We start from the raw sequence: 24,968 nt of genomic DNA, 5'->3' as shown, positions 1-24,968 counted from the left end.
AAAGGTGTAGTTTCGAGGCTTCGTGACGAAAAACCGCGGCAGCGGTCGTCCAGGCAACCCAAGAGGCTATTCATGCGAAACCGGCTGAGCGAAGCGCTCAAAACGGCGATGAAGGAACAGGACAAGGAGCGTCTGTCCACGCTCCGTCTGATCAATGCGGCGCTCAAGGACCGAGAAATCGCGCTCCGCGGCGAAGGCGAGGACCAGACCCTGTCCGACGAGATGATCCTCGGGATTCTCGGCAAGATGGTGAAACAGCGTCAGGAATCCGCCAAGGCCTATGAAGAGGCCGGGCGGCTTGAACTGGCGGAAAAGGAACGCGCCGAGATCAAGGTGATCGAGGAATTCCTGCCCAAGCAACTGTCGGACAAGGAAGTGGAGACGGCCGTGGATGCCGCCGTCAAGGACGTGGGCGCGACGTCGATCCGCGACATGGGCAAGGTGATGGGCGCACTCAAGGCGCGCTACACCGGCCAGATGGATTTCGGCGCGGTCGGCCCCATGGTGAAGGCCCGTCTGGGCTGACGTCCGCGCAGGAGGTGCGCCTTCGGGCGCATCTTTTCGCTTTTTCCCACATTTCCGCACAGTCCCTGCATGGCTGCCCTGCACCCATGCAGGTTGACTTGCCATGGCCGGGCGAGGATTTTGGCCGCGCGGTCAAATCCCCGGCACAGGCGGATCCGCGAAGCGAGGTCGCATGTCCAATACCGCAGTGCTCCCCGGAGCCGACACACCCCTATTGCCCGAAGGCACCGACCATTCGGCCCGCAACCGGCTGGTGATCGGGCTCTTGCTGGTGTCGACCTTCACCATGATCCTCAACGAGACGATCATGTCGGTAGCGCTGCCGCGGCTCATGGTCGATCTCGACGTGACGGCGAGCGCGGCGCAGTGGCTGACGACCGCCTTCCTCCTGACGATGGCCGTCGTGATCCCGATTACGGGGTTCCTCATTCAGCGATTCCACACACGTACCGTCTTCATCACCGCGCTGTCCTTCTTCTCGTTTGGCACGCTCCTGTGTGCGCTCGCGCCCGGCTTGCCTGCGCTTGTGATGGGTCGCGTCGTTCAGGCCTGCGGAACCGCGATCATGATGCCGCTGCTCATGACGACGATCATGACGCTCGTGCCGCCCGAGAGCCGGGGCAAGACGATGGGCAATATCTCGATCGTCATTTCGGTCGCGCCCGCCATCGGCCCGACGATTTCCGGGATCATCCTCAACCTGCTCGACTGGCGCTGGATGTTCTGGCTCGTGCTGCCCATCGGGCTTGGCGCGCTCGCGCTGGGCTATGCCAAGCTCGTCAATGTAACCGAGCCCCGGCGCGTGCCGCTCGACATCCTGTCGGTGCCACTGGCCGCGGTGGGGTTCGGCGGGCTCGTCTATGGTCTGTCCACCATCGGCGAGGGCCATGGCGAGGGCGGTGGGCTTCCGCTCTGGGTGCCGCTGGCTGTGGGTGGCGTGGTGCTCGTCGCCTTTCTGCTGCGACAGATCGCGCTTGGCCCCAAGGACCGCGCGCTCCTCGATCTGCGCACCTTCCGGCACAAGATCTTCACCGTCGCGGTCGTGATGATGGGCCTCGCCATGATGGCGCTCTTCGGAATGATCATCCTGTTGCCGATCTACATGCAGAACGTCCTCGGGATGGAGCCCCTGCAAGCCGGGCTCATGCTGCTGCCCGGTGGTCTGCTCATGGGGCTGCTGGCCCCGCTCGTCGGTCGGCTATTCGACGCCCACGGGGCGCGCAAGCTGGTCATTCCGGGGGCGACGGCGGTCAGCGTCGCGCTCTGGCTCATGGTGACCTTCACGCCCGAGACCGGTGTGCCCATGGTGCTGGCGGCGCATATCATCCTATCGGCGGGGCTCGCGTTCATGTTCACGCCGCTCTTCACCTCGTCGCTCGGGTCCCTGCCGTCCGACCTCTATTCCCACGGCTCGGCGGTCATCGGCACCGTGCAACAGGTGGCAGGCGCCGCCGGGATCGCGCTTTTCGTTTCGATCATGTCGGTGGTCACCGCCTCCGGCCTTTCCGAGGGGCTGGATCAGGCCCACGCGCTGTCCGAGGGGCTGTCGGCGGGCTTTATGGTGGGCGCGATTGCGTCGCTCCTGATGCTGGTCGCCGGGTTCTTCGTGCGCCGTCCGCCGGACATGGTGCCGGGCGCCGGGCCGATGGGGCACTAGGGACACACGACGGCACTCAGCCGTCGGTGGTCACCCGGCGCGACTTGGCGAGGACCAGCGCCCGTTCCAGTTCCTCGAAGAGCTTCGGACGCTCGTCCTCGTGCAGGAAGGCCCCGATCTCGACCTCGCGCCCGCCGCCCTTGAGTGTCACATAGTCCTTCACCGGGCCGTTCGCATGGCGTCCGACACTTACCCAATGCGGGTTCGCCTCCCACTCTGCATGGGCCCGGCGCGGTCCGTCCCGCGTGAGGCGTATCATGTCCGGCCAGATCACCAGCTGTTCCAGGATTTCGCCATCGCGGTAGCTCTTTCCGATGAACCACCACAGCCCGAAGATCGCGATGAGCCCCGGTCCCAGGAGCCACCAGAGCGCCGCGGTGCCGACGAAGGCCGAGAGCGGGATCAGGAACATCACGTAAGCGAAGCCGATGGCGAAGGCGAAGCCGCGTTTCGGCAGGCTGCGGAACGGCCAAAGGTGAACCTCGGCAATGGGCGCACCGCCTTCGTCCCGGCCCGGTGCGTCCGGGGCGGGGGGGTGGTCGATGTGTAGGATCCATTCATAGGGCATCAGTGACTTCCCCTGATCCAGCGCAGGGCCGGGCGCAAAAGGATGACATGGACAAGTCCGATGATCCCGGCAAGCGCGACAAAGGCCCCCGTCTCCGACAGGATGGCGGTCAGGCCGCTCGACGGTGCAGTGAGCGGGGACAGGATCGCGGCCATGGCGAACAGGAGAAGCCAGAAAAGCACGAGTGTCGTGCGCCGGTCCTCCGCGCCGTGCCGTTCCTTCACGAACTGGCCCGCGAGGACGAAGAGAACCACCGTGCCCAGGCTCGCCACATAGCGCCACTGCGCGACGACATGGTAGCTGTCGATCACGACCTCCGCGCGCGAGAAGGGCCAGATCCCCGCTGCGACGGCCCAGAGTGCCAACGCAAAGAGCCAGAGACCCAGAAGCCCCGCCACCATGATCAGGACCGCCCGCCCGCCGCGCCACTGGACGATGGCGGGAGGAAGCAGGATCAGGAGGAGGGCAAGCGGTGTGATCATGGTGTCTCTCAAGCAAAGGGCCCCGGCGTTTCCACCGGGGCCCCACTGTCTGTCAAATCCCGCGCCCCTTAGTGAGCGTGCGACTTGTCCCAGTCCTCACGCTTCGGGAGCTGCTCGAAGGTGTGCTCCGGCGGCGGCGAGGGCAGGGTCCATTCCAGCGTGTCCGCGTATTCGTTCCAGTAGTTGTTCTCGGTCACGCGACGGCCGGCGAAGACCGTGTAGATCATGATCGCGAAGAACAGGATGAACGAGGCGAAGGACAGGAAAGCACCCATCGACGAGATGTGGTTCCAGTAGGCGAAGGCCTCCGGGTAGTCGATGTAACGGCGCGGCATGCCCTGACGGCCAAGGAAGTGCTGCGGGAAGAACGTGATGTTCACGCCGATGAAGAACAGCCAGAAGTGCAGTTTGCCCGCCCATTCCGGATACTGACGGCCCGACATCTTGCCGACCCAGTAGTAGCAGCCCGCGAAGATGGTGAAGGCCGCGCCCATCGACATGGTGTAGTGGAAGTGCGCCACGACGTAGTAGGTGTCGTGATAGACGCGGTCCACGCCAGCCTGGCTCAGGACGACGCCGGTCACACCGCCCACGGTGAAGAGGAACAGGAAGCCGAAGGCAAAGAGCATCGGCGTCTTGAACTCGACCGAACCGCCCCACATGGTCGCGATCCACGAGAAGATCTTGATGCCGGTCGGCACCGCGATGACCATCGTGGCGAGCATGAAGTAGGACTGCTGCTGGAGCGACATGCCCACGGTGTACATGTGGTGCGCCCAGACGACGAAGCCGATGACACCGATGGCGATCAGCGCCCAGACCATCGGCAGGTAGCCGAAGATCGGTTTCTTGGCGAAGGTCGCGAAGACGTGGGACACGAGGCCAAAGCCCGGGAGGACCACGATGTACACCTCCGGGTGGCCGAAGAACCACAGGATGTGCTGGTAGAGGATCGGGTCACCGCCGCCCGACGGGTCGAAGAAGGTCGTCCCGAAGTTGCGGTCCATGAGCAGCATGGTGATCGCGCCGGCCAGAACGGGCAGGGCGAGCAGGATGAGCCAGGCGGTCACGAAGATCGACCAGGCGAAGAGCGGCACCTTGAACATGGTCATGCCGGGGGCACGCATGTTGAGGAAGGTGGTAATCATGTTGATCGCGCCTAGGATCGACGAGGCACCCGAGACGTGGACCGCGAAGATCGCGAGGTCCATCGAATAGCCGCCCTCGGTGGTGGACAGCGGCGGGTAGAGCACCCAGCCCACGCCCGAGCCGAGCTGGTCGTTGCCACCCGGCGACAGGAGCGAGGCCACGCCAAGCGCCGTGCCCGTGACATAGAGCCAGAAGGACAGGTTGTTCATCCGCGGGAACGCCATGTCCGGCGCACCGATCTGCAGCGGCATGAAGTAGTTGCCGAAACCGCCGAAGAGCGCCGGGATCACGACGAAGAACATCATGAGCACACCGTGGTAGGTGATCATCACGTTCCAGAAGTGACCGTTGGGCGTGCACTCCGCGCTTGCATCCGTGAAGAGGCGGAAGCCTTCGAGGCACATGTGCTGGACACCGGGGTCCATGAGTTCGAGGCGCATCAGCACCGTGAAGCTCACCGAGATCAGACCGACAATCGCCGAAGTGATCAGGTAGAGGATACCGATATCCTTGTGGTTGGTGGACATGAACCAGCGGGTGAAAAACCCGCGATCGTCGTGGTGTTCATGACCGTGAATGGCTGCGTCCGCCATGAAGGTCTCCCTTTCTTGCTCGATCCCGACAGGGCCGGAACCTTAGCTCCCTTCCCGTGCATGATTCACATCATGCCCGAAATTAAGCGGCTTTTACTGCGACAATTCGCGCAGGGCAATGTTGACCGAGATCAAATGTTCATTTTTCTGCATGTTTTGCAGGGGCCTGAGCAGCATTTCGGACTTTGGTCGCAGGCTTGGAAATCCGCCTTTCATCTGCGGATTTCGGGGTTTCACCGGGAATGGCGCATGGCCCGGGGGAATCAACCCCTGCGGCGGCGTGCCGCAGGCGGCTCGCGTCATTGGGCGAGTTGCACCTTGTCCACCCGAAGCCCGCGCGAGGACATCTCGTAGGGAACGACGTCTTGCGAATAGACCCCGTGCTTGAAGTAGAAATGCTGTGACCGGAAGAGCCTCGGATCGTCGGACACGCGGTATTGCCCGCTCAGCTGAAGCGCACCGTCGAGATAAAAGAAGACGCGAAAGCCACTCTGCCCGTCGAAGTCGAGGATCACCGCGAAGTCATGCGCGCTCCCGTCACGCGGCAGCCGCGCGGATGATTTCCCCGTGGACGACAGCACGTCGCGCACGCAGTTTTCCCCCGGTTGCGTGCCGATCTTGTAGTCGCCGGTGACGAAAAGCCGGTTGTCGGCCCCGAGCCGCACCATGAGGGGCGGCCCGCAGCCGAGGCGACCGTCGTGGATCTGAAAGAGTGTCAGCGTCTCTGACGAGGGCGAAGCGAGCGACAGCGTCGTGCTGAACCGGTAGGTGCCCCTGTGCGAGGGCGCGATCTTGTCCGAAGCGATCTCGGCGCGTTGCTTGAAGATGCCGCCGTCACAATGATTGCTGCTTGTGCGGAAGGTCCAGTTGCCGCCCGAGCCGCTGATGGACCCGGCATCCGCCCCGCAGGAGACGCGCCAGCGATCGAGCGGATTGGCCTCGGCGGATCGCGCCGATACCGTAGCGAGCAGGACAAGCGTCAGGACTACGAATGCTCTCATGGAAATGCCCCGTCTCAAATGGTCTTCGGGTCGAGGCTAGTCTCTGTCGCCCATCGGGTCAAACCTGGCCTGCGAAACGAAAAAGACCCCATCCGGTCGTGCCGGACGGGGTCCTTGTCAGGCCGTGGCCCGTCGCGATCAGTTCGTCGCGGGCTCCTCTTCGCCCTCTTCCGCCGGCATGTCCGAAGAGAAGGTGGCGAGATAGGCGGCGACGTCCGCGCCGTCCTTCAGCTTGAAGGTCATCTTCGACTTCGCACCGTCGTCGCCAGTCTGTTCCTTCACGAAGGCCGAGGGATCGGCGAGATAGGACACGAGAAGTTCCTCGGTCCAGATCATGCCGGTCTCACCCAGTTCGACCAGACCATCGCCATAGTTGAAATCGGTGGCCGCAGCGTGGCGGCCGATGACGCCATAGAGGTTCGGGCCGGTCTTGCCGCCCTTGACGATGGCTTCGCCGGAGTCGTCCACGATGGCGTGGCAGGATTTGCACTTCTTGAAGTCGTCTTCGCCGGCGGCGGCATCGCCCTGGGCGAAGGCCGGAGCGGCGAGCGCGAACATCGCGGCGGTGGTGATCAGGATGGCTTTCATGGCGTTCCTCTTGGTTTCGGTCTTTCGTGCGCCGCCCGCAGCGGGGCAGTCATCTCACTCCCTCCGGGAATCGCAGGACGCCCGGACTGACCCGGGAACCATGCCGGGCACCCGCAAGGGGTGCAAGCGGGCGGTTGGTCGCATGCCCTATGCGCGGTATTGCGCGCGGCAATAGGGCTCAGGACCGGGTCCCGTTCCCCGGCGTCTGACCATTCCGTCCCGCGGTGGTGGCGGCGCCTCTCAGGGGCCGCCAGGTCAGGTCGTGGACAAGCCCGCCGGCCATCGGCGCGGGTGGTTGCCACAGTTGCACCTGCCCCGGGCGCCCGATCGCGCGCATCCCGGCCTCCCAATGGGCGAAGGAAATCCCGAGCGCGAGCGGCGCATAGAACCGCGACCCTTCCGTGGCGCAGAACTTCACCGAGGCGAGGCCTTCGGCGTCTTCGCGCAGGATGATCCGCGTCGTCTGGCCGTTGTAGGAGGACGGCGCTCGGCGGCAGGCGTCGAACAGCGGTCGCAGTGGTTTCAGGGCCTTGTGATGAAGCGGCGCGGGCAGGCCGGGGGCACTGTCATAGACGAGATCGGCCAGCGGCTTGCGCCGTGAACCCCACAAGCGCATCACCCGGGCCAGGAGCGGCTTCCAGCGGCTCTCATAACCAACCGCGATGGTCGCGAGCACGTGGTCGCGCGTGGGATCGAATCGCGACCCAAGCGCCGCTTCGGCCGAGCGGCGGTCGGTGCCCGGCCCGATCCAGCAGGTGCCGACGCCCCGCGCCGTCAGCCCGAGCACCACATGTTCCAGCGCGCGTCCCGCTTCGATCACCGCCATCCGGTCATAGCGGGCGGGCACCACGATCACGATGAAACTCTGCGCCCCGATCCCCGGCCAGACGGTGATGCGCTGTTCGACGAACTCGGCGCGCACCTCGCCCTGCACCAGCGCGTGTGCTGCGTCGATACTTGTATGCTGGGACAGCAGGGACCGCACGGCAGCGAGGTCGGAAGGCGCGAGCGCCAGGGGCTGGAACGACCGGACAGAGCGCCGCGCCGCCATGACGGCGAAGACGTCGCCGGGCACAGGGCGGTGATCCCGGTCGGACAGGGCGAAAAGCCGAAGCTTCAGGAGCGCGACCTCGAAGAGACCGAGCCCCAGTACAAGGCCCGCCAAGACGGCCACGACTACCCCCACCGTCCCGAGCCCGAACACCCGGAGGACAAGCGCGAGGAGGCCAAGCCCAAGCGCCAGGGCGAAAGGCAGGGCGAACTGGAGCCAGCCGGAGAACTGGAGCCGCCGCCAGAGCGCCGACCACCGCGATGCCGGGGCATGAGCGGCGGCGGGTCCCGGGGTCGTGTCCGTTACAGCCTCGGTCAAATGGTCGCCTCCGGTCCTGCGGGCCGCATCCGGTCTCCAGCGCTCTCAGAACACATCGTCGAAGGTCCTTTTCAGTGCCACATCCACATCCGCCATCGTCACCGGCAGACCCAGATCGACCAGCGAGGTCACGCCGTAGTCGGTGATACCGCAGGGCACGATCCCGGTGAAATGGTCGAGGTTCGGCTCGACGTTGATCGACAACCCGTGAAAGCTCACCCATTTGCGCAGCCGCACCCCGATGGCCGCGATCTTGTCCTCGGCCATCTGGCCGGTCAGCGTGCGCGGCTTCTCGGGCCGTTCGACCCAGACGCCCACGCGCCCCTCGCGCACCTCACCCTTCACGTTGAAGGTGCCGAGCGTGGCGATCACCCAGTCTTCCATCTTCTGGACGAAGGCCCGGATGTCGCGCCCGCGTGTATTGAGATCGAGCATGACATAAACCACGCGCTGTCCGGGGCCGTGATAGGTGTATTGCCCGCCGCGTTTGGTGACATGGACCGGAAACCGGTCGGGATCGACGAGGTCCGCGGGTTTGGCGCTGGTCCCGGCGGTGTAGAGCGGGGGATGTTCGACGAACCAGATGAGTTCCTCGGCCTCGCCCGCCGCGATCCGGGCGACCCGCTCCTCCATGAAGGCGACCGCCGCGTCGTAGTCGGTCAGACCGTCCGTGATGTTCCATTCGACCATGCGGCTCATCCGGGCAAGAGCCCGGCCTCCTTCACGGCGGGCAGATAGGTCCGGCTGACCGGAATGTCACGCCCATCCTGAAGCGTCAGCACCGCTTTCGCCCCGTCGCGTTTCGCCGCTGCAACGGCCCCGGTCGCCACCCAGTGGGACCGATGCACCTGAAGGCCCGGGGTCGTGCCGACCTCACCCATGGCGTCGGCGAGGCGCAGGAGCACAAGCTCGCTGCCTTTGTCGGTTATCACCTCGACATAGTGATCCTGCACCGAAAGCGCGTAGAGCCGCCCGCGTTTGTCGATCGGCACACGGGACAGGATGCGGGGCGGCTGTGGGGTGGCGTCGGAGGGCAAGGCTCCGGCGGGCGCATCGCCGTGCATCAGCACATATGCCGCGCCGATGATGACGGATATCACGACCACGTTGATGGCCAGCGGCACGATCAGGGCGGGGTCGATGAAACCGGGGCCGAAAACGGCGGTGTTCATCGCAATGAGGGCGAGCGTCAGCACGATCCCCGATCCGACGCCTGCCAGAACCACGGTGGGCCAACGGGACAGATGACCGCGCAGGGATTCGGCGATCAGCGTTGAGACGGCGCTGCCCCCGAAAAAGCCGACGGTGGCCACGACGATCCAATATACCACGCGTGGCAATCCGCGCATCACGTCATCCGTGCCGAACGGACCGGCCAGGCCAAGCACCACGCCCGCGGCAAAGATGGCGATCCAGACCTGCCGCCGGGTCGCCAGCGCATGCATTTCACGCTTCGTAAGCTGCAAGGGGCTGTCGTTCACGCCTGATCCCGTTCGTTTGCGTATCCGCGCTCGCCGGCGTTCGGCGAGCCTGCAAGAGAGGTGCCAGACCCAACCGCACAAGGCAAGGAGCCGCTTATGTTCGACCTGTCCCCCCTGACTGACGCACCCCTCGCGGTTCAGATCCACGCTATTGCCGCGTTGGAAGCGGTGGTATTGACCCCCTTGGCCCTGCTGCGCAGGCGTCGCGACCGTCTGCACAAGATCGCGGGCTATCTATGGGTCACGAATATGGTGCTGGCCGCCGCATCTTCGTTCTGGATCACCGAGATACGGCTCATCGGCCCCTTCAGCCCGATCCACGCGTTGTCCGTGTTGACGCTGGTCAATGTGGTGCTGGCGGTGCGCGCAATCTGGCGGCGAAACGTGACGGCGCATCAGGCGATCATGAAGGCGACGGCCTTCTGGGGACTGGGCGTTGCCGGGCTACTGGCGCTGGTGCCGGGGCGGCGGATGCACGCGGTCCTGTTCGGCCCGGATACGCCCGACCGATACTCTGACGCCGGGCTTTTGTCCTTTGTCGTGATGGGCGTTGCGCTGGCCTATATCGGATTTCGCCTTTGGTCAGACCGCAAGGCCGAAGCGGCGGGCTAGGCGTCTTGCAGCGGGCCGGATCGAGAGAGCGCAGGGATTTCACCGAAAACGAAAATTCCCCCTTGGCATCCCCCGAATCCCACGGTATTCAGCGCGCCACCAAGTCAGGACAGTGCGGTCGTGGCGGAATTGGTAGACGCGCAGCGTTGAGGTCGCTGTGGGGTAACTCCCGTGGAAGTTCGAGTCTTCTCGACCGCACCATCTGGCCTTCGGGCAGACGAAAGACCCCGCCGGTTCCGGCGGGGTCTTTCGTTTTCGGGGGCCACGCGTCTCTTGTCCCAAGCACTCCGGGACGGGTCGTTCTGGTCACCGCGGCCGCGGGGCGGCGATGAATATGCCTGTCGGACGAGCATTCCGCTGCAATGCGGCACCCCCGTAAGACTACGGACTTGCCCCTTGGTCCACCTCCTTGATACCAAGCCTTGATTGCGGGTGCGGGAGGAACGTCGCCAGCATCGTTTTGTCCAGGACAGCGAGGACCAGACCTGATGAAGAAAGTTTACGACACGGCCGACGAGGCCCTGGAGGGCATCCTGAAGGACGGGATGCTGATCGCCGCGGGGGGCTTTGGCCTTTGCGGTATTCCGGAGCTTCTGATCGACGCCGTGGTGAAGAGCGGGGTCAAGGACCTGACGGTCGCGTCGAACAACGCGGGCGTGGACGGGTTTGGCCTAGGCAAGCTGCTCGAGACCCGCCAGATCAAGAAGATGATGTCGTCCTACGTGGGCGAGAACGCCGAGTTCATGCGCCAGTATCTCTCGGGCGAGCTTGAGCTCGAATTCAACCCGCAAGGCACGCTCGCCGAACGGATGCGTGCGGGCGGGGCGGGTATCCCGGGCTTCTACACCAAGACCGGTGTGGGCACCGTCATCGCCGAGGGCAAGGAGCACAAGGACTTCGGCGGCGAGACCTACATCATGGAAGAGGGCATCTTCGCCGATCTCTCCATTGTGAAGGCCTGGAAAGCCGACGACACCGGCAACCTGATTTTCCGCAAGACCGCCCGCAACTTCAACCCGCCCGCCGCCATGTGCGGCAAGATCTGCGTCGTGGAAGTCGAGGAAATCGTGCCGCGCGGCTCGCTCGACCCTGACCATATCCACCTGCCGGGCATCTACGTCCACCGGATCATCCAGGGCGAACACGAAAAACGCATCGAACAGCGGACCACACGCAAGCGGGAGGAAGCATAATGCCCTGGGATCGTAACCAAATGGCCGCCCGCGCGGCGGAAGAGCTTGAAGACGGCATGTATGTGAACCTCGGCATCGGGATTCCGACGCTGGTGGCGAACTACGTCGGCGACAAGGACATCACGCTGCAATCCGAGAACGGGATGCTGGGCATGGGCCCGTTTCCCTATGAGGGCGAGGAAGACCCGGACCTGATCAATGCGGGCAAGCAGACGATCACCGAGCTGAACCGCACCTCCTATTTCGACAGCTCGATGAGCTTCGGCATGATCCGGGGCGGCAAGATCGCCGCCGCGATCCTTGGCGCGATGGAAGTGGCCGAGAACGGGGACCTCGCGAACTGGATGATTCCCGGCAAGCTCGTCAAGGGCATGGGCGGGGCGATGGACCTCGTCGCCGGGGTCGAGAAGGTCGTGGTCGTGATGGACCATACCAACAAGGCGGGCGAGACGAAACTGCTCAAGGCCTGCACGCTGCCGCTGACCGGCGCGGGCGTCGTGGACCGGATCATCACCGATCTGGGCGTCTTCGACGTGGTCGAGGGCGGTCTCAAGATCGTGGAATGTGCGCCCGGCGTGACCGAGGACGAGATCCGTGAAAAGACCGAGGCGACGCTGGTCTGAGACCGTGCGGCAAGAGACGGAGGGAGGGCTGCGCAACCGCGCGGCCCTTTTTCGTTACAGGGTGCCGAGGATCTCTCGAGCCCGTCCGCAGTCGGCATCCATCTGCGTGATCAGCGCCTCGAGGCTGTCGAACCGCTCCTCGGGCCGCAGGTAGGCCACGAGCGCCACTGACAGATGAGCGCCGTAGAGGTCGCCCTTGAAGTCGAACAGGAAGCTCTCGAGGTTCGGGAGGTTTTCGCCGAACATCGGGCGCACACCGATGCTAGCCGCGCCACCGTATTCGCCTCTGTGAGGTCCTGACAGCACGTCCACCTTGACGGCATAGACCCCGAACTTCGGCGGATGCAGCCCGGCGATCGACATGTTCGCGGTGGGATAACCAAGATCGCGCCCCCGCTGGTCGCCGCGAATGACCTTGCCGTCGATCCGGTGCCAGTGCCCCAGCATGCGCGCTGCATCGCGCGGCCGCCCGTCCGTCAGCGCCTCGCGGATCGCGGTGGAGGAAATCTCGACTTCGCTGTCGCGCAGAAGATCGGCGACGGTCACGCCGAACTCCATCTCGGCCCCAAGCGCCTGAAGCGTCTCGACCGTCCCGGCCCGGTCCTTGCCGAAGTGGAAGTCCTGTCCCACGACCACATGGCGCAGTCCGAGCCCCTCCACGATCACCCGCCGTGCAAAATCCCCGGGCGTGAGGGCGGAGAGCGTATCATTGAACGCAAGTTCATAGAGCTTCTCGACCCCGAGCCAGTCGAGCCGGTTGGCCCGTGCCTCGGCGTTCATGAGCCGGAACGCGGGAGCCTTGGGTGCGAAATACTGGCGCGGATGGGGCTCGAAGGTCATCACCCCCAGAGGCGCGCCAAGGACCCCGGCCTCGCGGCGCGCGATGTCGATGACATACTGGTGGCCACGGTGGACGCCATCGAAATTGCCGATGGCGGCGGAAGCGCCCCTGTCGGTCTCTTCGACGAAATGGAAATCGCGAATGATCTTCATGTGTTTGCTCGTAGCGGGGCCGGTCGAAAACCACAAGCAGCGGCGACAGGGGCGAGGGGTGTAGGGCGGGCCGCCCTATGATCTTTCCCCGAATTACTCATGCCGGGATCGTCGCCACTTCGCGCCGTCAAGGATACTGCGCGCCTGCGGCGCACAGGGTTCTCGCGTCCCCCTGCGGGGAACGCGACCGATTTTGAGTATTTGAGGAAAGATGAAAGGAAGGGTGCGCCGAGCGCAGCGAGACGCCCCCTTCCGCAACGGGGCGAAGCCCCGGCGCAAGGTCTCAGGCGACCTCGGCCAGGCGCTTGAGCGCTTCTTCCAGCTTGGCGGCTTCTTCTTCCCGTGCAGCGAGGTTGGCGTTGGCCTCCTCGACCACCTCTTCAGGCGCGTTCGCCGCGAAGTTCGGGTTGTTCAGCCGACCCTTCAGCCCGCCGATCTCCTTCTGGAGCTTGCCCAGGGTCTTCTCGAGCCGCGCCTTTTCCTCGGCCACGTCGATGATGTCGGCCAGCGGCAGGGCGAAGGTGCCACCCTCGACCGGGATCGTGACGCAGCCCTTCGGCAGGTCCTGCAGTTCGGTGATGCTGTCGATCCGGGCGAGCTTGACGATGAGCGTTTCGTTGGTGGCGAGTGCGCCACGCCCGGCGGCGTCGAGGTCGCGCAGGATCACCGGGATCTGAAGCCCGGCCGGCACATGCATCTGGGCGCGGGCAGAGCGGATTTCCTCGATCAGCTTCACAACCCAGTTCATCTCGCGATCCGCCGCCTCGTCGATCAGTTCGACGCCGTAGCTGGGCCAGTCGGTGTGGACGAGCAGCTTCGGTCGGTCGGCGATCTGGCCCCAAAGCTCTTCGGTGATGAAGGGCATGATCGGGTGCAGGAGGATCAGGCATTGGTCGATGACCCAGCCCATGGTCGCCCGTGTTTCGGCCACGGCCGCAGCGTCGTCGGAGGTGAGAAGCGGTTTCGAGAACTCCACATACCAGTCGCAGACCTTGCCCCAGACGTAAGCATACAAACCATTCGCCGCGTCATTGAAGCGATAGGTGGCAAGGGCCTCGTCCACCGTCTCACGGATGCGCACGGTTTCGGTGACGATCCAGCGGTTCACGGTCTGCTCCACGCTCGCAGGGTCGAAGCCCGGCACCGGCTTGCAGTCGTTCATCTCGGCAAAACGCGCCGCGTTCCAGAGTTTCGTTCCGAAGTTCCGGTAGCCCTTGATGCGTTCTTCCGACAGCTTGAGCACGCCCCCCAGCGCTGCCATGGACGCATTGGTGAAACGCAGCGCGTCGGCGCCGTATGCGTCAATGATCTCCAGCGGGTCGATGACGTTGCCGGTGGTCTTCGACATCTTCTTGCCCTTCTCGTCGCGCACGAGCTGGTGCAGGTAGACGGTGTGGAAGGGCACCTCGTTCACCACGGCAAGCTGCATCATCATCATCCGCGCCACCCAGAAAAAGAGGATGTCGAAGCCGGTCACGAGCACGTCGGTGGGAAAGTATTTTTCGAGCTCCGGCGATTTCTCGGGCCAGCCCAGCGTGCCGATCGGCCAGAGACCCGACGAGAACCAGGTGTCGAGCACATCGGCGTCGCGCCAGACCGGATAGACGAGTTTGGTCGGGTCCTGCTCGATGGCATAGGTCGCGAGGCTCTCGGCCAGCATGTCGATGGCCGCTTCGCGGTCGGCGACCTCCACCACCCGCGCGTGGTTGAGCGGAACCGGGGTGTCGGCGATCTCGTCCTGAAAGGCGGGGATCACCTCGTCGAAGTACGAACCGGCGTGATGCACGACGCCGCGGTGCACCATGCCGTCGACCAGCGTTTTCAGGACTTCGACGTCGTCCAGATCGCCATCGCTGCCGATCTCTTTCTCGTAGCCGAGGTCGAGCCCGTACCAGACCGGGATCTGGTGGCCCCACCAGAGCTGGCGCGAGATGCACCAGGGTTCGATGTTCTCGAGCCAGTGGTAATAGGTCTTTTCGCCGCTCTCGGGGATGATCTTCGTACGACCGGTGCGCACGGCATCGAGCGCGGGGCCGACGACTTTTTCGGCGTCCACGAACCACTGGTCGGTGAGCATCGGCTCGATCACGACCTTCGACCGGTCGCCGAAGGGCTGCATGATCGGCTTGTCCTCGACATAGGGAACCTCACGCTCGGTGGCGTTGCCCTCGTCGTCGATCTCGGTGATCGTCCTGGTGACCGCGAGGCCCTCGTCCGTGATCTGTTTCACCACGGCCTTGCGCGCGGCGAAACGGTCGAGCCCGCGCAGCTCGTCCGGGACGAGGTTCAGGCCATCGACTTCCATCTCCTCGAAGCTATCGCCATTGGCGATCTCCTGCGCCCGGGCCGCGCAGGTGGCGTAATCGTCCCCGTCCGCGCGCATGTGGCCCTGCATGTCCATCAAGCGATACATCGGGATGCCGCCACGCTTGGCCACTTCGTAGTCGTTGAAGTCATGGGCGCCGGTGATCTTCACGGCGCCCGAGCCAAAGGTGGGATCGGGGTATTCATCGGTGATGATCGGGATCAGGCGGCGGTGTTCCTTGGGCCCGACCGGAATTTCGCAGAGCTTGCCGACGATGGGGGCATAGCGTTCGTCGGACGGGTGCACCGCCACAGCACCGTCGCCCAGCATGGTCTCGGGCCGCGTGGTGGCGATCGAGATATAGTCGCGTTCTTCCGAGAAGGTGACGTTCCCGTCCTCGTCCTTCTCGACATAGGTATAGGTCTCGCCGCCGGCGAGCGGGTATTTGAAATGCCACATGTGGCCCGCGACTTCGATGTTCTCGACCTCAAGATCCGAGATCGCCGTCTCGAAATGCGGGTCCCAGTTCACCAGCCGCTTGCCGCGGTAGATGAGGCCCTTCTGATACATGTCCACGAAGACCTTGATCACCGCGTCATGGAAGTTCCCGTCCGGCTCGTCCGCGGGCGCATTGGGGGCACCTGACATGGTAAAGGCGTTTCGGTCCCAGTCGCAGCTGTCGCCCAGCCGCTTCATCTGTTCGATGATGGTGCCGCCCTTTTCGGCTTTCCACTCCCAGACCTTTTCGAGAAAGGCCCCGCGGCCAAGTTCCCGGCGCGAGGGTGCGCCGTCGGCCGCGAGCTTCTTTTCCACCTGCAACTGGGTGGCGATACCCGCGTGGTCCTGACCGGGCTGCCAGAGCGTGTCGAAGCCGCGCATCCGGTGCCAGCGGGTCAGGATGTCCATGATCGTGTGGTTGAAGGCATGGCCGACATGCAGCGCGCCCGTCACGTTGGGCGGCGGGAGCATGATGCAGAAGGTCTCGGGCCGGGAGGCATTCGCACCGGCGGCGAAGGCTTTCGCCTCGTCCCACTTCGCGGAAATGCGCGGCTCGACAGCGCTCGCGTCAAAGGTCTTGTCCATGGCCATGGGTCACCTGTCTTTCTCTGGTCGGGCCGGGTTTAGCCTTTGGGGGCCGGAAGGGGAAGAGGCGAGGGCAGGACGGAACCGCTGCGCCGTTCCGGCTCAGGTCACCACGTCCGGCGTGCCACGACCCGTGCGCGATTTGAGCCCCGACAGGGCATCCGCCGCCTCCGCTACCGGCGCGAGCGCGGCGGACGGGTCCATGGCCAGATCGCCGCCCGGCTCCACGTGGTTCTCGAGGTAGAGCCGGATCGTCGCTCCGGCGGTGCCGGTGCCCGAAAGGCGCAGCACCGCCCGTGCGCCGCCGTCGAAGTTGAGGATGATCCCCTGCGAGGTCGCCGTTGACCCGTCCACCGGGTCGACATAGTCGAAGTCCTCGGCACTCTCGACCGTGAGCGATCCGGCCTCGGCACCTGCCAGCCCGTCGAGCCGGTCGCGCAGGTCGACCATCAGATCGCCGGCCACCTCCGCGTCTACCTCTTCGTAATCGTGGCGCGAATAGTAGGTCCTGCCGTACATCGCCCAATGCGCCGCCATGATCTCGGCCACGCTTTGCTTCTTGACGGCAAGGATGTTAAGCCAGAGGAGGACCGCCCAGAGACCGTCCTTCTCGCGGACGTGGTTCGATCCGGTTCCGGCGCTTTCCTCGCCGCAGATCGTGGCGCGGCCCGCGTCCAGAAGGGTGCCGAAGAACTTCCAGCCGGTCGGCGTCTGGTGGCATTCGACACCCAAGGCGCGCGCCACGCGGTCGGCGGCCCCCGATGTCGGCATGGACCGAGCGATCCCCGCGATCCCGTCCCGGTAGCCCGGCGCGAGATGCGCGTTGGCCGCGAGCACGGCGAGGCTGTCGGACGGCGTCACATAGATGCCCCGGCCGACGATCATGTTACGGTCGCCGTCGCCATCGCTCGCCGCGCCGAAGTCGGGCGCGTCGGGCGCGAACATGTGGTCCATCAGGTCCTTGGCCCAGACCGGGTTCGGGTCCGGGTGGCCGCCGCCGAAGTCGGGCGAGGGCACGCCGTTCACGACGCTGCCCCGGGGCGCTCCCAAGCGGGTTTCAAGGATCTCGGTGGCATAGGGGCCGGTGACCGCGTGCATCGCGTCGAAGCGGATGCGAAAGCCGCCTGCGATCATCTTGGCGATGGCGTCGAAGTCGAAGAGTTCCTCCATGAGCGCGGCGTAATCTTCCACCGGGTCGACCACGTCCACCGTCATGTCGCCTAGGCGGAACGAGCCCACCGTGTCGATGGCGGGTGCGGCGTCTTGCGTGATGCGGTAGGTGGCGATGGTCTTGGTGTTGGCGAAGATGGCGTCGGTGATCGCTTCGGGCGCCGGGCCACCGTTGGCGATGTTGTATTTCAGGCCGAAGTCCCCGTCTGCGCCGCCGGGATTATGGCTTGCCGACAGGATCAACCCGCCGTCGGTACCATTGAGCCGGATCAGATGGCTCGCCGCCGGGGTCGACAGGATCCCGTCGCGGCCCACGATGATCCGTGCGACCCCATTCGCCGCCGCCATCCGCAGGATCGTCGCGATGGCCTGATCGTTGAAGAACCGTCCGTCGCCGCCGACCACATAGGTTTTACCGGCGGGGGAAATGGCGTCGAAAATGGCCTGAACGTAATTCTCCAGATAACCGGGTTCCGCGAACACCCTTGTCTTCTTGCGCAGGCCGGAAGTGCCCGGTTTCTGGCCTTCGATGGGGGCCGTTTTCTGGGTCAGAACAGTCATATGGTTCAACTCACTCGGTCAATCTTCGTGGACAGGTGTATCAGAGTTTCCGACCCCTTCACCCCCTCAATCGTGCCGATCAGATCGAGCGCCTCGTCGATATGCGCCGTGGTGGGCGCACCCAGCGTCAGGATCATGTCGGCCCGTCCCGAGACGGTATGCGCGGCCTCGATCACGAGCATGCGCTCGAGCTTGGCGAGCACCGCAGGCGTAGCCCGCGGCTCCAGCATCAAGAGCACGGTCGCCCGGATCTGACCCGCGCGTGTCGCATCCCCCAGCCGCAGCGCATAGCCCGCAATTGTGCCATTGGCTTCCATCCGGTCGAGCCGTGCCTGCGCAGTCGAGCGGGCGAGGCCAGTCTTGCGGGCCAGCGTGGCGACGGGGGTGCGGGCGTCTTCGGCCAGGAGTTGCAGGATCTTTCGGTCGATATCGTCCATTCGTCGATCTCACTGACGTTTCGTCGGCAGATTATCGCAGAAAGACCGATGTGTCTGTTGGAATCGTCGGAAAACCAAGGGACGCTGAAAGAAACCAATGCGAACAGGTGAAACATGAGCAGACATTCCAGACTCTGGGCGAGCGAGATCGACTTTCTGCGCTCGGTCGAGCCCGACCACCCGGTCCTTTTCTTTTCGCCGGAAACCCTCGGCCAGACCGCGCGTCGGTTCAACGAAGGATTCCCGGGACTCGTGACCTATGCGGTCAAGGCCAACGACAACCCCGGCTTGATCGAGACATTGGCAAGGAACGGCATCACCACCTTCGATGTCGCCTCTCCGGCCGAGATCCGGCTCGTGCGGCGTATCGTGCCCGAGGCGGTGCTCCACTACAACAACCCGGTCCGCTCGCGGTCCGAAATCCGTATGGCGGTCGAAGCCGGGGTGGCGTCCTGGTCGGTCGACGGACTGGGCGAGTTGGCCAAGCTGCAGGAAAAGGTGCCTGAGGGGGCCGAAATGTCGGTGCGGCTCGCGTTGCCGGTCACCGGCGCGGCCTATGACTTCGGGACCAAGTTCGGCGAGGGGCCGGATGGCTGCGTGGAGCTTCTTCGTGCGGTCATCGACGCCGGCCATACGCCTTCGATGACCTTCCACCCCGGCACGCAATGCACCGACCCGCTTGCATGGCGGCGATATATCGAAACCTGCGCGGCGGTCGCGCGGGAGGCGGGCGTGACGCTGGCAAGGCTCAACGTCGGCGGGGGATTTCCGTCCGACCGGGGGCAGGGGCGCGCGATGCTCGAAGAGATTTTCGCCGAGATCGAAGCAGCCGCCCGGGACGCCTTCGACGTGGTGCCGGCGCTTGTCTGCGAGCCGGGGCGCGGGCTGGTGGCGGAATCCTGCGCCGTGGGCGTACGGGTCAAGTCGGTGCGCGCCTGTAGCGGGTTGTTCCTCAATGACGGCATCTACGGGCTGCTCGCGGAAATCCCGATCATGGGACCCTATCCGCGCATCCGTGCCATCGGGCCGGACGGTACGCCGCGTCTGGGCGACAAGACGCCCCGGGTCCTCTATGGACCGACCTGCGACAGCCTCGACCGGCTGCCGGGCGAGGTGCTTTTGCCGGGCGACGTGGCGGAGGAGGATTACCTCATCTTCGACGGCATGGGTGCCTATTCCACGGCGACGAACACAGGCTTCAACGGCTACGGCGCACATGAGGTCGTGACCGTGCGCGGTCTTGCACCGTCGCCGTCTGGACATCTGGCGCCCCGGGGATAGTCTGCCCCGCGAAACGCGGGAGACCCCTATGCAAAAGTTCGGCAAGAGCCAGCCCTTCGCACGCCTGGAAGATGTGCGGTTTCTGAAAGGCGAAGGGCGGTATATTGATGATATCGCGCCGGAAAAGTCGTATTTCGGCTATTTTCTGCGCTCCACCATGGCACATGCGACGTTCACCCTGGACGTGGAGGACGCCCGCGCATCCGAGGGGGTCCACCTGATCGTCACCGCCGAAAGCCTGGCCGAGGCGGGCATCGGGTCGGGCATGTTCGCGGCCGCCGCCCCAAACCGCGACGGGACGAAGGGCCGGGTCGTTCCGCGGCCTTGGCTCGCCCGTAACAAGGTGCGCTTCGTGGGGGAAGCGATCGCTTTCGTCGTTGCCGACAGCCTCGATGCCGCCCGCGACGCGGCCGAGTTGATCGAGGTGGATTATGACGAGCTTCCCGTGAAGCTCGACCTCGCGCCGGGCGGGCCGGAGGTGCACGAAGGGCTTTCAGGGAATGTGGCCTATGACTTTGGCCTCGGCGACGAGGCCGCGACCGAGGCCGCGATCAAGAGCGCCGCCCATGTGGTCACCCGCACGATCCCCGACACACGTTGTTTCGCCGTATCGATGGAACCGCGCGGTGCCTTCGCCGAGACATTGCCCGAGGGGCGGGTTCATCTGGCCATGTCGGGGCAGGGTGTCTGGGGTCCCAAGGGGCAGATCGTGAAGGCGCTGGGCCTCGAGGAGAGCCAGTTGCGGGTCACGACCCCGGATGTGGGCGGCGGCTTCGGCATGAAAGCGCAGATGTATCCCGAGTATATCGTGCTCACCCATGCGGCGATGGTGCTGGATCATCCGGTGCGCTGGATGTCGGACCGGACCGAGTCGCTTCTGTCGGACAACGCCGGGCGGGCGCTGACCTCGACCGCGACGCTGGCCTTCGACGCGGATCACCGGATCACCGCCTACGAGGTCGATACCCTGTCCGATCTTGGCGCCTATTCGAGCCAGTTCGGCCAGATGATCCAGTCGAACCTCTTCGCCCGCGTGCTGACCGGGGTCTACGACATCCAGACCGCCTTTCAACGGGCGCGGGGCATTCACACCAACACAACGCAGGTCGATGCCTACCGGGGCGCGGGGCGGCCCGAGGCGATCTATCTTCTGGAACGCATGATGGATTTCGCGGCCCGGGATCTGGGCGTCGATGCCTGGGACCTGCGGCGCAAGAACTTCATACCGGCGGCGGATTTTCCTTATCGCACCGTCTCGGGCGAGACCTACGACGTGGGCGATTTTCACCGGGTCCTTGCCAGGGTCTCGGAAGAATCCGATCTGGCCGGTTTCACCAGGCGGCGGGCCATGGCGGAGGAACGGGGGCGGCTCAGGGGCCTAGGGCTCGCCTTTTATATCGAGTCGATCCTTGGCAACCCAGAGGAAGACGCGACGGTGGAGTTCACCGTGGACGGCCACGCCCGGCTCTATGTTGGTACCCAGTCGAACGGGCAGGGGCACGAGACGGTTTATGCCAAGTTCCTGTCCGACCAGACCGGCATCCCGGTCGAGCGGATCGAGATCGTTCAGGGCGACAGCGACCGGATCGCGCGGGGCGGCGGCACGGGGGGCTCGCGGTCCGTCACGGTGCAGAACAACGTCACGCTGGTCGCGGTCGAAGAGGTCGTCTCCGGCTTCAAGACGTTTCTGGCCGAGCTAGAGGGCGTCGAGGTCGAGGACGTCACTTTCGACCACGAGGTCTTCCGCATCAAGGGGTCGAACCTGACGCCGACCATGCTGGACACCGCAGCACTCGCGCTGGCCAAGGGACGAAACGATCTGCTGAGGGTCACGCAGACGGCGAAACTGCCGGCGCGGAGCTTCCCGAACGGGGCGCATGTCTGCGAAGTCGAGGTTGATCCGGAAACCGGCAAAACCGATATTGTGAAGTATACGATCACTGACGACTTCGGGAACCTGATTAACCCGATGTTGGTTGAAGGTCAGGTACATGGGGGTGTGGTTCAGGGAATTGGTCAACTGATGCTGGAACGGGTCGCATATGACGAAGATGGGCAGATGCTCACGGCGTCCTTCATGGACTACGGGATGCCGCGCGCCGACGACGTGCCCTTCATGCGGTTCACGACGGAAGTCGTTCCCTCGACCGCCAACGTCATGGGGATGAAGGGCTGTGGCGAGGCGGGCACGGTCGGGTCGATGGGGGCCTTCGGCAATGCCATGTCGGACGCGCTCTGGCAGGCCGGGGTGCGCGATGCCCAGATGCCCTTCGGCCCGGAACGGGTCTGGCAGATGATAGAGGCGGCCAAGTGATGCGCCGGGTTGGGTCATGTCGCTGAAAGGCAGGCTCAACCGCGCCCTACATGGGCTTACCGACGGTGGTTTCACCCGCCTGCGCCGTTGGGTGCGGGGCCGGGTTTTCACCGCAGGCGCCGACACCCCGGCGCGCGGCTCCGTCATCCATGTGATCATCCTCGACGGCACCATGTCCTCCCTCACGGACGGGATGGAAACGAACGCGGGCCGGACCTACCGCCTCGTGGACGAGATGCGGCGCACGAAAGGCGGGCCCAAGATCTCGGTCTATTACGAGGCGGGGATCCAGTGGCGCGGATGGAAGAGCGCCTGGGGCGTCGCCACGGGCAAGGGCATCAACCGCCAGATCCGCCGCGCCTATGGAGTGCTGGCGAGCCGCTATCGCCCCGGTGACCAGATCTTCCTTTTCGGCTACTCGCGGGGGGCTTTCGCGGTGCGCTCGCTGGCAGGGCTCGTCGGCATGGTCGGGCTCCTGAAGGCGGAGCATGCGACCGAACGCAATGTGCTTTCCGCCTATCGCCATTACGAAAAGCCGACGGTCACTGACGCAACGGCGGATTTCGCCCGGGCCCTGTGCCACGAGGGAGTCGAGATCGAGGCGATCTGCGTCTGGGACACGGTCAAGGCGCTGGGCCTGACCTGGCCGCTGTTCTGGCGCCTGTTCGAGCCGCGCCACCGCTTCCATGACGCCGAGCTTGGCCCCCATGTGAAGCACGGGTTCCACGCGCTCGCCCGCGACGAAACGCGCGAGGCCTATGCACCGGTGCTCTGGAGCGCCACCGACGATGTGCCGGGCCATGTGGAGCAGGTCTGGTTCCCCGGCAGTCACGGCGACGTGGGCGGCCAATTGGGCGGTTTCCACGCGGCGCGACCGCTCGCCAACCTGTCGTTGGTCTGGATGCTCGACCGAGCCGAGGTCGCGGGGCTGCCCTTGCCCGAGGGCTGGCAGGACCGCTTCCCCTATGACGACGGCGCGCCGCGCTTCGGGACATGGCGGGGCTGGGCCAAGATGTTCGTCTACCGGCGCCGTCGTCGGCGGGGCGAGGACCCGTCGGAACGCGAGTGGGAAAACGGTTCGGATGTCTTCGGCGCTGACCCGCCCGCCAGCGACACCGAAGCCGACCGTGACGGGGCAGGCACGGCGGCGAGAGAGCCGCTTCCCAGCGCGGGCTGGGCACGTTGGGTGGAGCAGGGGCTCGGTCTGGCGGGGGCTATGAGGCCCGGTCGTCGCGATCCCGGCGCGGCGGAGGCGCAAGCGCATGGGGCCGACGATCTTTCGGGCATAGTGTCTCCTGCTGCGGACCTGCCGGTGCCGGAGCCGCTGACCCCGGACGCTATTGCGCCGGTCACGACCGCAGCGGACGCGTCGCAACCGGCCCCGGGTGGCGGGATTTTCCGTCGCGCAAGCTGGCTCAGGCGACCTTCATGACGATGCATGTGGTCGATCCCGTGGCATAAAGACGGCCGTCTTCGACCCCCCGGATCTCCCCATTGGCCACACCGGTCGAGCGCCCGCCATGCTGGCTCGTGCCGATGGCCTCGATCTCGGTTCCGAGCGGGATGGAACGGATGATGTTCACCTTGTATTCCAGAGTCGTGTAGCTCGATCCCTGCGGCACCAGCGTCATCACGGCGCACGCCATGGCGCTGTCCAGGAGCGTGCCGTACCAGCCGCCGTGCACGGTGCCCATGGGATTGCAGACCTCGAAGGTGGGACTGCCGCGAAACACGATACGGCCCGGCTCCACCGAAAAGAGCCGATAGTTCATGAGCTTCGCGATGGGCGGTCCGGCGAATTCGCCCGCGAGCATCTTCTGCATATAGACGAGCCCCGAGACGGCGAGTGCCTCGTCAGGGGTGGGAAGGTCCGAAGGGCGGGTGGCGTGGTTCATGGCGGTCTCCTGTCACTGGCGAACATCCTCGTCCAGAGGGACCCGGGCAACCGTGACGTGGGGTCCGAGCGGTCGCGGCACCCGGGCGGACTTGCTCAGTTCGCCGGAAAGGCCCCCAGTTGGTTGCCCACGAAATGGTCGAGCACTTGTGGGATGACGGGGTTCAGGCTGTCCACGCCTTTGAAGTTCGCCCCCGCGTCCCGCAACACCGCGCGCACGGCATGTCCGTCCCATGTCACATCGCCGCGCAGGTCGATGGTGATGTTGCCGTAGCAGCCGCCGTCGCGCGAAGTGTCGACAAACAGAAACAGGGTGGTCTTCGCCGCCGCCGGATCGTCGGTATAGGCGATTCCCGCCGCCTCGAGCGCCGCCTTGGCCAGCGCGGGGGCCGCGGCGGCGTTGGTCCAGCAGCCGTCCTCGGCCTCGTCCCGCACGCCCAGGGTGACGGGGGCGATGTTGGACTTGGTGTAGGGGTGAACCTCTTCGTCCTGTGCCATCACGGGCAGGGGAAGCAGGCAAAGGGGGAGCAAAATTCGGCGCATTTGAAAGATCCTCTTTGAAATATGCGACCACTATCCCCACCTGTCAGGCGTGGCGCAACGCGCCTGGTGCGCCCGAGGCAAAAAAGTTCCGAGGCGCGCAAAAATTTCCCGACACAAGTCGTTGACAGGCCCGTGACCACCTCCTAGCTATGCGTCGTTAGCACTCGCCGGACGTGAGTGCTAAGGGGCCGCGGCCCCGCTAGAGACAACCGAGTTGAGGAGCCTCAGAGATGGCATTTACTCCCCTTCATGACCGCGTTCTCGTGGAACGCGTCGAGAGCGAAGAAAAAACCAAGGGCGGCCTGATCATCCCCGACAGCGCCAAGGAAAAACCCGCAGAAGGCAAAGTCGTTGCCGTTGGCGCCGGTGCCAAGGACGAAGACGGCGAGCGCATCGCGCTGGACGTCAAGGAAGGCGACCGCATCCTCTTTGGCAAATGGTCGGGCACTGAAATCACGCTCGACGGTAAAGAAATGCTGATCATGAAAGAATCCGACATCATGGGCATCATCGCCTGATCCGTCGCCGGTTCTCACACGAAATTTC

The 24,968-nt window shown here is 64.9% G+C and carries 24 protein-coding genes and 1 tRNA gene; 10 read left to right on the top strand and 15 right to left on the bottom strand.

Annotated elements, in window-relative coordinates:
* Window positions 1–72 precede the first annotated feature (72 nt).
* Window positions 73–525: a GatB/YqeY domain-containing protein gene (locus tag KJP29_RS15800; protein WP_218464484.1), complete on the top strand. Its 453-nt coding sequence runs from the start codon at window positions 73–75 to the stop codon at window positions 523–525.
* A 172-nt stretch (window positions 526–697) separates the two neighbouring features.
* Window positions 698–2,182 (top strand): MDR family MFS transporter, encoded by a 1,485-nt coding sequence (locus tag KJP29_RS15795; protein WP_218464483.1) that lies wholly within the window; start codon window positions 698–700, stop codon window positions 2,180–2,182.
* 16 nt (window positions 2,183–2,198) lie between these two features.
* On the opposite strand, the gene KJP29_RS15790 is transcribed toward KJP29_RS15795, so the two are convergent.
* The 9 genes from KJP29_RS15790 to KJP29_RS19450 form a co-directional block, all read right to left on the bottom strand.
* Window positions 2,199–2,750: a DUF2244 domain-containing protein gene (locus KJP29_RS15790; protein WP_218464482.1), complete on the bottom strand. Its 552-nt coding sequence runs from the start codon at window positions 2,748–2,750 to the stop codon at window positions 2,199–2,201.
* A complete protein-coding gene (locus KJP29_RS15785; protein ID WP_218464481.1) occupies window positions 2,750–3,232 on the bottom strand; it encodes a hypothetical protein in 483 nt (160 codons plus the stop codon). Before KJP29_RS15785 ends, KJP29_RS15790 begins: the two co-directional genes overlap by 1 nt.
* Before the next feature lie 68 nt (window positions 3,233–3,300).
* Window positions 3,301–4,974 carry a cytochrome c oxidase subunit 1 gene (locus KJP29_RS15780; RefSeq protein ID WP_218464480.1) on the bottom strand — a complete coding sequence of 558 codons (1,674 nt, stop codon included), beginning with the start codon at window positions 4,972–4,974 and terminating at the stop codon, window positions 3,301–3,303.
* 93 nt (window positions 4,975–5,067) lie between these two features.
* Complete coding sequence (locus KJP29_RS15775; RefSeq protein ID WP_218464479.1) at window positions 5,068–5,277, bottom strand: hypothetical protein; 210 nt, start codon at window positions 5,275–5,277, stop codon at window positions 5,068–5,070.
* Window positions 5,274–5,975, bottom strand: coding sequence for a hypothetical protein (locus tag KJP29_RS15770; RefSeq protein ID WP_218464478.1), 702 nt, complete (start codon window positions 5,973–5,975; stop codon window positions 5,274–5,276). The genes KJP29_RS15775 and KJP29_RS15770 overlap by 4 nt, the downstream gene beginning before the upstream one ends.
* A 138-nt stretch (window positions 5,976–6,113) precedes the next feature.
* Window positions 6,114–6,563: a cytochrome c family protein gene (locus KJP29_RS15765; protein ID WP_218464477.1), complete on the bottom strand. Its 450-nt coding sequence runs from the start codon at window positions 6,561–6,563 to the stop codon at window positions 6,114–6,116.
* Window positions 6,564–6,741: 178 nt separating this feature from the next.
* Complete coding sequence (locus KJP29_RS15760; protein WP_218464476.1) at window positions 6,742–7,932, bottom strand: nitroreductase family protein; 1,191 nt, start codon at window positions 7,930–7,932, stop codon at window positions 6,742–6,744.
* Between the two features lie 45 nt (window positions 7,933–7,977).
* Window positions 7,978–8,622, bottom strand: a complete 645-nt coding sequence (gene lipB, locus KJP29_RS15755; protein ID WP_218464475.1) for a lipoyl(octanoyl) transferase LipB — start codon at window positions 8,620–8,622, stop codon at window positions 7,978–7,980.
* A gap of 5 nt (window positions 8,623–8,627) precedes the next feature.
* Window positions 8,628–9,413 (bottom strand): LytTR family DNA-binding domain-containing protein, encoded by a 786-nt coding sequence (locus tag KJP29_RS19450; RefSeq protein WP_218464474.1) that lies wholly within the window; start codon window positions 9,411–9,413, stop codon window positions 8,628–8,630.
* 96 nt (window positions 9,414–9,509) lie between these two features.
* On the opposite strand from KJP29_RS19450, the gene KJP29_RS15745 reads away from it, so the two are divergent.
* The 4 genes from KJP29_RS15745 (at window position 9,510) to KJP29_RS15730 (ending at window position 11,841) form a co-directional block, all read left to right on the top strand.
* Window positions 9,510–10,025, top strand: a complete 516-nt coding sequence (locus tag KJP29_RS15745) for a DUF2306 domain-containing protein (RefSeq protein ID WP_218464473.1) — start codon at window positions 9,510–9,512, stop codon at window positions 10,023–10,025.
* Between the two features lie 114 nt (window positions 10,026–10,139).
* Window positions 10,140–10,226 (top strand) — tRNA-Leu (locus tag KJP29_RS15740).
* A 287-nt stretch (window positions 10,227–10,513) separates the two neighbouring features.
* Window positions 10,514–11,218 carry a CoA transferase subunit A gene (locus KJP29_RS15735; RefSeq protein WP_218464472.1) on the top strand — a complete coding sequence of 235 codons (705 nt, stop codon included), beginning with the start codon at window positions 10,514–10,516 and terminating at the stop codon, window positions 11,216–11,218.
* Complete coding sequence (locus KJP29_RS15730; protein WP_218464471.1) at window positions 11,218–11,841, top strand: 3-oxoacid CoA-transferase subunit B; 624 nt, start codon at window positions 11,218–11,220, stop codon at window positions 11,839–11,841. The genes KJP29_RS15735 and KJP29_RS15730 overlap by 1 nt, the downstream gene beginning before the upstream one ends.
* Window positions 11,842–11,895: 54 nt before the next feature.
* On the opposite strand, the gene KJP29_RS15725 is transcribed toward KJP29_RS15730, so the two are convergent.
* The 4 genes from KJP29_RS15725 to KJP29_RS15710 all read right to left on the bottom strand — a co-directional run bounded on the left by KJP29_RS15725 (window position 11,896) and on the right by KJP29_RS15710 (window position 18,390).
* Complete coding sequence (locus KJP29_RS15725; RefSeq protein WP_218464470.1) at window positions 11,896–12,834, bottom strand: bifunctional riboflavin kinase/FAD synthetase; 939 nt, start codon at window positions 12,832–12,834, stop codon at window positions 11,896–11,898.
* Window positions 12,835–13,117: 283 nt separating this feature from the next.
* Window positions 13,118–16,228, bottom strand: coding sequence for a valine--tRNA ligase (locus KJP29_RS15720; protein WP_218464469.1), 3,111 nt, complete (start codon window positions 16,226–16,228; stop codon window positions 13,118–13,120).
* Between the two features lie 96 nt (window positions 16,229–16,324).
* Window positions 16,325–17,953, bottom strand: coding sequence for an alpha-D-glucose phosphate-specific phosphoglucomutase (locus KJP29_RS15715; RefSeq protein WP_218464468.1), 1,629 nt, complete (start codon window positions 17,951–17,953; stop codon window positions 16,325–16,327).
* Window positions 17,954–17,958: 5 nt separating this feature from the next.
* Window positions 17,959–18,390, bottom strand: a complete 432-nt coding sequence (locus KJP29_RS15710; protein ID WP_218464467.1) for an Lrp/AsnC family transcriptional regulator — start codon at window positions 18,388–18,390, stop codon at window positions 17,959–17,961.
* Window positions 18,391–18,504: 114 nt separating this feature from the next.
* On the opposite strand from KJP29_RS15710, the gene KJP29_RS15705 reads away from it, so the two are divergent.
* Genes KJP29_RS15705 through KJP29_RS15695 form a run of 3 tightly spaced genes read left to right on the top strand, consistent with a single transcriptional unit; the run spans window position 18,505 to window position 23,417 of the window.
* On the top strand, window positions 18,505–19,671 hold the full coding sequence (locus KJP29_RS15705; RefSeq protein WP_218464466.1) for a type III PLP-dependent enzyme: 1,167 nt from the start codon (window positions 18,505–18,507) through the stop codon (window positions 19,669–19,671).
* Between the two features lie 28 nt (window positions 19,672–19,699).
* Window positions 19,700–21,985, top strand: a complete 2,286-nt coding sequence (locus KJP29_RS15700; protein ID WP_218464465.1) for a xanthine dehydrogenase family protein molybdopterin-binding subunit — start codon at window positions 19,700–19,702, stop codon at window positions 21,983–21,985.
* 16 nt (window positions 21,986–22,001) lie between these two features.
* Window positions 22,002–23,417 (top strand): DUF2235 domain-containing protein, encoded by a 1,416-nt coding sequence (locus tag KJP29_RS15695; RefSeq protein ID WP_218464464.1) that lies wholly within the window; start codon window positions 22,002–22,004, stop codon window positions 23,415–23,417.
* Here KJP29_RS15695 and KJP29_RS15690 read toward each other — a convergent pair.
* Window positions 23,401–23,880: a PaaI family thioesterase gene (locus KJP29_RS15690; RefSeq protein ID WP_218464463.1), complete on the bottom strand. Its 480-nt coding sequence runs from the start codon at window positions 23,878–23,880 to the stop codon at window positions 23,401–23,403. The genes KJP29_RS15695 and KJP29_RS15690 overlap by 17 nt on opposite strands.
* A 95-nt stretch (window positions 23,881–23,975) precedes the next feature.
* Entirely contained in the window at window positions 23,976–24,422 is a 447-nt protein-coding gene (locus KJP29_RS15685; protein WP_218464462.1) for a hypothetical protein, read from the bottom strand.
* A gap of 230 nt (window positions 24,423–24,652) precedes the next feature.
* On the opposite strand from KJP29_RS15685, the gene groES reads away from it, so the two are divergent.
* On the top strand, window positions 24,653–24,940 hold the full coding sequence (gene groES / locus KJP29_RS15680) for a co-chaperone GroES (RefSeq protein ID WP_218464461.1): 288 nt from the start codon (window positions 24,653–24,655) through the stop codon (window positions 24,938–24,940).
* The last annotated feature ends 28 nt before the right edge of the window (window positions 24,941–24,968 follow it).

The organism is Maritimibacter sp. DP1N21-5 (genome assembly GCF_019218295.1).
GTDB lineage: Bacteria > Pseudomonadota > Alphaproteobacteria > Rhodobacterales > Rhodobacteraceae > Maritimibacter.
This window is presented reverse-complemented; position numbering and strand designations above follow the sequence as displayed.

What these genes read in the sequence shown, in the direction of transcription:
- KJP29_RS15800 (WP_218464484.1), top strand. Translation starts at nt 73, where the DNA reads ATGCGAAACCGGCTGAGCGAAGCGCTCAAAACGGCGATGAAGGAACAG.
- KJP29_RS15795 (WP_218464483.1), top strand. Translation starts at nt 698, where the DNA reads ATGTCCAATACCGCAGTGCTCCCCGGAGCCGACACACCCCTATTGCCC.
- KJP29_RS15790 (WP_218464482.1), bottom strand. Translation starts at nt 2,750, where the DNA reads ATGCCCTATGAATGGATCCTACACATCGACCACCCCCCCGCCCCGGAC.
- KJP29_RS15785 (WP_218464481.1), bottom strand. Translation starts at nt 3,232, where the DNA reads ATGATCACACCGCTTGCCCTCCTCCTGATCCTGCTTCCTCCCGCCATC.
- KJP29_RS15780 (WP_218464480.1), bottom strand. Translation starts at nt 4,974, where the DNA reads ATGGCGGACGCAGCCATTCACGGTCATGAACACCACGACGATCGCGGG.
- KJP29_RS15775 (WP_218464479.1), bottom strand. Translation starts at nt 5,277, where the DNA reads ATGACGCGAGCCGCCTGCGGCACGCCGCCGCAGGGGTTGATTCCCCCG.
- KJP29_RS15770 (WP_218464478.1), bottom strand. Translation starts at nt 5,975, where the DNA reads ATGAGAGCATTCGTAGTCCTGACGCTTGTCCTGCTCGCTACGGTATCG.
- KJP29_RS15765 (WP_218464477.1), bottom strand. Translation starts at nt 6,563, where the DNA reads ATGAAAGCCATCCTGATCACCACCGCCGCGATGTTCGCGCTCGCCGCT.
- lipB (WP_218464475.1), bottom strand. Translation starts at nt 8,622, where the DNA reads ATGGTCGAATGGAACATCACGGACGGTCTGACCGACTACGACGCGGCG.
- KJP29_RS15745 (WP_218464473.1), top strand. Translation starts at nt 9,510, where the DNA reads ATGTTCGACCTGTCCCCCCTGACTGACGCACCCCTCGCGGTTCAGATC.
- KJP29_RS15735 (WP_218464472.1), top strand. Translation starts at nt 10,514, where the DNA reads ATGAAGAAAGTTTACGACACGGCCGACGAGGCCCTGGAGGGCATCCTG.
- KJP29_RS15730 (WP_218464471.1), top strand. Translation starts at nt 11,218, where the DNA reads ATGCCCTGGGATCGTAACCAAATGGCCGCCCGCGCGGCGGAAGAGCTT.
- KJP29_RS15725 (WP_218464470.1), bottom strand. Translation starts at nt 12,834, where the DNA reads ATGAAGATCATTCGCGATTTCCATTTCGTCGAAGAGACCGACAGGGGC.
- KJP29_RS15720 (WP_218464469.1), bottom strand. Translation starts at nt 16,228, where the DNA reads ATGGCCATGGACAAGACCTTTGACGCGAGCGCTGTCGAGCCGCGCATT.
- KJP29_RS15715 (WP_218464468.1), bottom strand. Translation starts at nt 17,953, where the DNA reads ATGACTGTTCTGACCCAGAAAACGGCCCCCATCGAAGGCCAGAAACCG.
- KJP29_RS15710 (WP_218464467.1), bottom strand. Translation starts at nt 18,390, where the DNA reads ATGGACGATATCGACCGAAAGATCCTGCAACTCCTGGCCGAAGACGCC.
- KJP29_RS15705 (WP_218464466.1), top strand. Translation starts at nt 18,505, where the DNA reads ATGAGCAGACATTCCAGACTCTGGGCGAGCGAGATCGACTTTCTGCGC.
- KJP29_RS15700 (WP_218464465.1), top strand. Translation starts at nt 19,700, where the DNA reads ATGCAAAAGTTCGGCAAGAGCCAGCCCTTCGCACGCCTGGAAGATGTG.
- KJP29_RS15695 (WP_218464464.1), top strand. Translation starts at nt 22,002, where the DNA reads ATGTCGCTGAAAGGCAGGCTCAACCGCGCCCTACATGGGCTTACCGAC.
- KJP29_RS15690 (WP_218464463.1), bottom strand. Translation starts at nt 23,880, where the DNA reads ATGAACCACGCCACCCGCCCTTCGGACCTTCCCACCCCTGACGAGGCA.
- KJP29_RS15685 (WP_218464462.1), bottom strand. Translation starts at nt 24,422, where the DNA reads ATGCGCCGAATTTTGCTCCCCCTTTGCCTGCTTCCCCTGCCCGTGATG.
- groES (WP_218464461.1), top strand. Translation starts at nt 24,653, where the DNA reads ATGGCATTTACTCCCCTTCATGACCGCGTTCTCGTGGAACGCGTCGAG.